Genomic DNA, 4265 nt, shown 5'->3' with positions numbered 1-4265 from the left:
ACTCAGCGTTATTGCCAAATGACCTTTCTTGATCAGAGTGTAAAAGAGATCTTCCCATGGAGAGTTATCTTCTTTGAAAATACACTTTCTGTTATTGGTGAAGATATTCGTACTAAGCAACTTATTACAATTGAAATTGATCAAATTGATGATATTGAAGTACGTGGTAGTGACTATCGCTCTCTCTTTTCACGACTTGAGGTAGAGGACTTTATCAATGCGATGAGGGCCGTTGCTGGAAGTGATGAAAGGTTAGTGCTAAAGATCAACTGCGGAGAGGATATCTCAATGCCAAGTGATGTGATCTTCTTGGGAAATCCTTATACTACGACTAATCAATATGGAGATATTATTTGGGCGGCATCAGTAGAAACCTCCACTTATCTTTTTGAATGGCTCTATTCAATCAAGGATAAGATATCCATACTTGATCCAAGTTCTATAAAGAATGACTTTGAAAACTTTTGTGATGAACGTAAAGCAGCTTAATTAAAGGGTTTTGAAAATATTTCTTATTTAAATGAACTGATGGTTTTCGATCCTTCTTTTTTCAGGTAACTTAAATGTATGAAGAAAAATATCTTTCTCCTTTCATTTATACCTGCCCTTGTTTACTGGTACTTAGAAGAAACTCAAACAATCGAAGTAGCTGTTATTGGGGGACTCTCTCTTGCAGTCATAGAGGTTCTTTTTGAGAAGATATTCACAAAACATGTTCACAGCTTATCAAAGATGAATCTTATTCTTTTACTCATCCTTGGCCCAATTTCTTTAATTGGAAAAGATGGGATTTGGTTTAAGCTTCAGCCATTTTTTACGGGTGTTCTACTTTTTGGTTACTTGATGTTCAATCTTTCTAAAGGGGAGAGTCTTCTTTGGAAGATGACTGATGAACTTAAGCTTAAGAATAAAATGCCTGAAGTTATTTTGAAAAAGCTTGAAAAGCATTTGGCCTATTTCTTATTGGCCTTTGCATTCTTTATGGCCTACTTAGCAAAATTTGAAACAACTTCGACCTGGGCTTTCTTTAAGACAATTGGTTTTTATATCGTCTTTGCAGTATTTATGTTGGCAGAAGTCTTTGTGCTAAGAAAGAGTATGAGAGAGTATCTTGAACAACAGTATCTTGAATCTATAAACGATTCATCAATCTAAATCAGGTCTTTTTCCGACAGGGTAGCTTCCAATAATTTTGATATTTGATGCATCTTTCTTAAGATCTTGCAGGCACTGCTTTATATTTGGCTCTTGAATTGCGCCCATAAAATCAATATAGAAAATATACATAAAAGGATTTTCTGGAATAGGGCGTGATTCAATCTTTGTTAAGTTTATTCCATTCTTTGAAAATTCCTGTAGGCATCCTAAGAGTGCACCAGGGTGGTGCTTTGTCGAGAAGGCGATACTTGTTTTTTCCTGTCCAATACCTGTCGGAATATCATTTTCTCTTACAAAAACGAGGAAGCGTGTAATATTGTTTTCGACTTTCTGGACCTTATCGTTAAGGATTTCTAGCCCATAGTACTCACTACAAAGACGTGATCCAATTGTTGCCTCATCGAGGACTTTTCTCTCACTGAGTAGCCTCGCTGATCCCGCCGTATCATATTCTGGAACAGGCTTTAATCCATTGGCCTTAAAGAAGTCGTGACACTGAGCTAGGGCAATCGGGTGTGAGTGAACAATATTTATATCTTCAAACTTTGTTCCAGGATTGACGAGTAGGCAGTGATTAATCGGAAGATAAACTTCACCTATGGCAAAGAAGTTATGCTTGAAAATGAGATCCATATTGATATCAACATTTCCAACAATACTATTTTCAATTGGAAGAATGGCCGCACCAACTTCCTTATTTTCTAGCGCAAGACAAACGTCTTCACTTAAATCAATACCAACGGGTTGAACTTTCTCTTTACCAAAAAAGCGATAGAGGGCTTCTTCTGAATAAGAACCTTTTGTTCCTTGGAATGCGACTTTCAATTTTCTAACCTCGAGATCACTCCTTTTAAAGAGTGTAAGAATGTTTCGCGAGTCTCTTTTGCGTGGCGATTATACTTATTCATATCTTCAAATAGTTGCCAAGAATCATTTTCAACAGTTTCTAGGATTTTGAGAAGTCTACGATAACCTTTAGTATCAATTTCTAAGCGATGAGCATCAAAATCAATAAGACTACGTCCTATAAGGTGAGTCAACACAAGAGTATTTGCTATTTGTTTGTCGTGCTCTTCAGGTGTTGATTCTATTGTTTTTATTCCGTGGGATCTAAGATAAGTTGAGATCTTATTGTAGAGTTCTTGATCAATTCTCACTGGGCAAACAGCGATCTTTGTACCAAAGAGTGTATCCTTGGCCGAGTCTGGTCCAAACATTGGGTGAGTGGCCAGGATTTGAATATCCTTTGAAAGATGTTTCATCATAATATCAACAGGCATCTCTTTGACAGAACAGACATCAACTAAAAGAGTCTCTTTCTTTAAAAGTGGAGCCATCTTCTTAATACAGTTTTCAAATTCACTCATTGGCACAAAAGGAATGACGATAGGGCAATCACAAGCTTCTTCAAAAGTCGCTGGAGTTGCACCAATCTTTTCTATCTCGCTACTGTAGTCGTGAAGATCATGTACTAAGAGAGTAAAGTCTTGAGACATGTATTTAGAGATAAGACTTCCTAAACGTCCAAAACCAATGATTCCAACTTTCATGCTTTGAGTACCTCACTCATTCGATTAAATGCTTCTTCGATTTCGCTCTTCGTTGCTGTGTAAGCAAGACGAATATAACCTTCTTGGCCAAATGAAATTCCAGGAACAAGGGCAACCTTAGCTTTTTCAATAAGGAACTCAACCATATGAGCACTATCTTTAACTAAGCCCGATTGAATATATGGATTAATATCTAGGAAGAGATAAAAAGCGCCCTCTGGTCTATGACATGGAAAGAGCTTTGAGAAGAGTTCATAGCTCAAATCTCTTCTCTCTCGCATCTCTTTTAAAAGAGGTGTGACAATTTCATCTTCAGATTTGAGTGCTTGGGCCGCTCCATATTGAGAGAAGGGAGCAATATTTCCACAAAGGTGTCCTTGAAATCTATCTATATGGGAGATCAATTCTTCATTCGCAATCATGTATCCAATTCTAAAACCTGTCATACAAAAAGTTTTTGAAAAACTTTGAACACAGATCGTTCTCTCAAAGAGATCCTGACTAAGTGTTGAAGGAGTTACAAATTCTCCGTCATAGACAAGAGCTTCATAGGCCTCATCAGAAATAATAAAGAGATCATGCTTTTTCGCAAGCTCTCCTAATGCCGTTAGTTCATCTCTTGTATAAACGACACCTGTAGGGTTATTTGGAGTATTGATATAAATGACTTTTGTCTTTTCTGTAATGGCCGCTTCAATCTTTTCTAGGTCAAGATGGAAGTTTTCTTTACTGTCGACAAAGACATTTACTCCTCCAGCTAACTTTACTGATTCAGGAATAGTTACCCAGTATGGGATAGGGATGATAACTTCATCTCCTTCATCTAGAATGGCTTGGAAAGCATTATAAAGAACTTGTTTTGATCCGTTTCCAACGAGAATATTTTCTTCTGAAATTTTTCGGCTGAATTTTCTATTATAGTAACGGGCAATCTCTTCTCTAAGAGAGTCTTCTCCTCTAACGAGAGAGTATCGCGTTTTTCCCTCTTTTAGGGCCTTGACGGTTGCTTGGATAACTTTATCCGGTGCTTGAAAATCAGGCTCTCCAACATTGAGTCCAATGATGTGCTCACCATTCTTTCTTAACTTGGCAATCTTCGCCGCGATAGCAATACTACCAGACGGCGCAATAGCAGAAATTCTCTTGGAAACTTCCATGTTCCTCTCTTTGGATAGTTGAATTTAAGATTTTCTATTTCTTATCTTTTTCGTCAGACTTTGTTGGAAAATCATTCATGATTTTTGTTTGTTGTCTCACTGATTCAGTATGAATGACATGGAAGATATCTTCAATGTATTTTTCGTCTAGACCTAGTTTTCTTCCTAGTTCTGAGCGATTTTTCATCACAGCATCCATTCTTCCAATTTGAAGAGGAGTAATATTATTTTCTTTCTTTGAGAGACCAATTTCTTTTACAATATTCATTCTCATATGAAGAAGCTCAAGTATTTCTCTATCAGCTTCATCAATTTTTGCTCTTAGCTTTTCGAGAGAGTCTTCAAATGTCTTGTCTTCAGTTCTTTCGTTTCGAAGAGAAAGAGATCCAATAATATTTCT

At 36.9% G+C, this 4265-nt stretch carries 6 protein-coding genes; 2 read left to right on the top strand and 4 right to left on the bottom strand.

Translation table 11 applies throughout. From position 1 onward, the window contains the following. Both M901_RS03485 and M901_RS03480 read left to right on the top strand, forming a co-directional pair. A partial coding sequence (locus M901_RS03485) for a WYL domain-containing protein (RefSeq protein WP_157679803.1) occupies positions 1 to 489 on the top strand: 489 nt, incomplete at its 5' end. A 78-nt stretch (positions 490 to 567) separates the two neighbouring features. Beyond that, positions 568 to 1155 carry a septation protein IspZ gene (locus M901_RS03480; RefSeq protein WP_021276791.1) on the top strand — a complete coding sequence of 196 codons (588 nt, stop codon included), beginning with the start codon at positions 568 to 570 and terminating at the stop codon, positions 1153 to 1155. Here M901_RS03480 and pheA read toward each other — a convergent pair. The 4 genes from pheA to M901_RS03460 form a co-directional block, all read right to left on the bottom strand. Continuing rightward, positions 1147 to 1983: a prephenate dehydratase gene (gene pheA / locus M901_RS03475; RefSeq protein WP_021276793.1), complete on the bottom strand. Its 837-nt coding sequence runs from the start codon at positions 1981 to 1983 to the stop codon at positions 1147 to 1149. The two genes, M901_RS03480 and pheA, sit on opposite strands and share 9 nt — an antisense overlap. Further along, the gene (locus M901_RS03470) at positions 1980 to 2708 is read right to left on the bottom strand and encodes a prephenate dehydrogenase/arogenate dehydrogenase family protein (RefSeq protein ID WP_021276792.1); all 729 of its coding nucleotides are present in this window, start codon (positions 2706 to 2708) and stop codon (positions 1980 to 1982) included. The genes pheA and M901_RS03470 overlap by 4 nt, the downstream gene beginning before the upstream one ends. After that, complete coding sequence (locus M901_RS03465) at positions 2705 to 3865, bottom strand: pyridoxal phosphate-dependent aminotransferase (RefSeq protein WP_021276789.1); 1161 nt, start codon at positions 3863 to 3865, stop codon at positions 2705 to 2707. Before M901_RS03465 ends, M901_RS03470 begins: the two co-directional genes overlap by 4 nt. 34 nt (positions 3866 to 3899) lie before the next feature. Beyond that, positions 3900 to 4265, bottom strand: a 366-nt coding sequence (locus tag M901_RS03460; RefSeq protein ID WP_021276790.1) for a chorismate mutase, incomplete at its 5' end; no start/stop codon positions are given.

The sequence above is a fragment of the Bacteriovorax sp. DB6_IX genome, from assembly GCF_000447775.1.
Taxonomy (GTDB): Bacteria; Bdellovibrionota; Bacteriovoracia; order Bacteriovoracales; family Bacteriovoracaceae; genus Halobacteriovorax_A.
Note: the sequence above shows the minus strand (reverse complement) of the source record. Positions and strands in the feature narration are given on the sequence as shown.

Coding starts and splice junctions, on each gene's coding strand:
- M901_RS03470 (WP_021276792.1), bottom strand. CDS start 2,708: ATGAAAGTTGGAATCATTGGTTTTGGACGTTTAGGAAGTCTTATCTCT.
- M901_RS03480 (WP_021276791.1), top strand. CDS start 568: ATGAAGAAAAATATCTTTCTCCTTTCATTTATACCTGCCCTTGTTTAC.
- M901_RS03465 (WP_021276789.1), bottom strand. CDS start 3,865: ATGGAAGTTTCCAAGAGAATTTCTGCTATTGCGCCGTCTGGTAGTATT.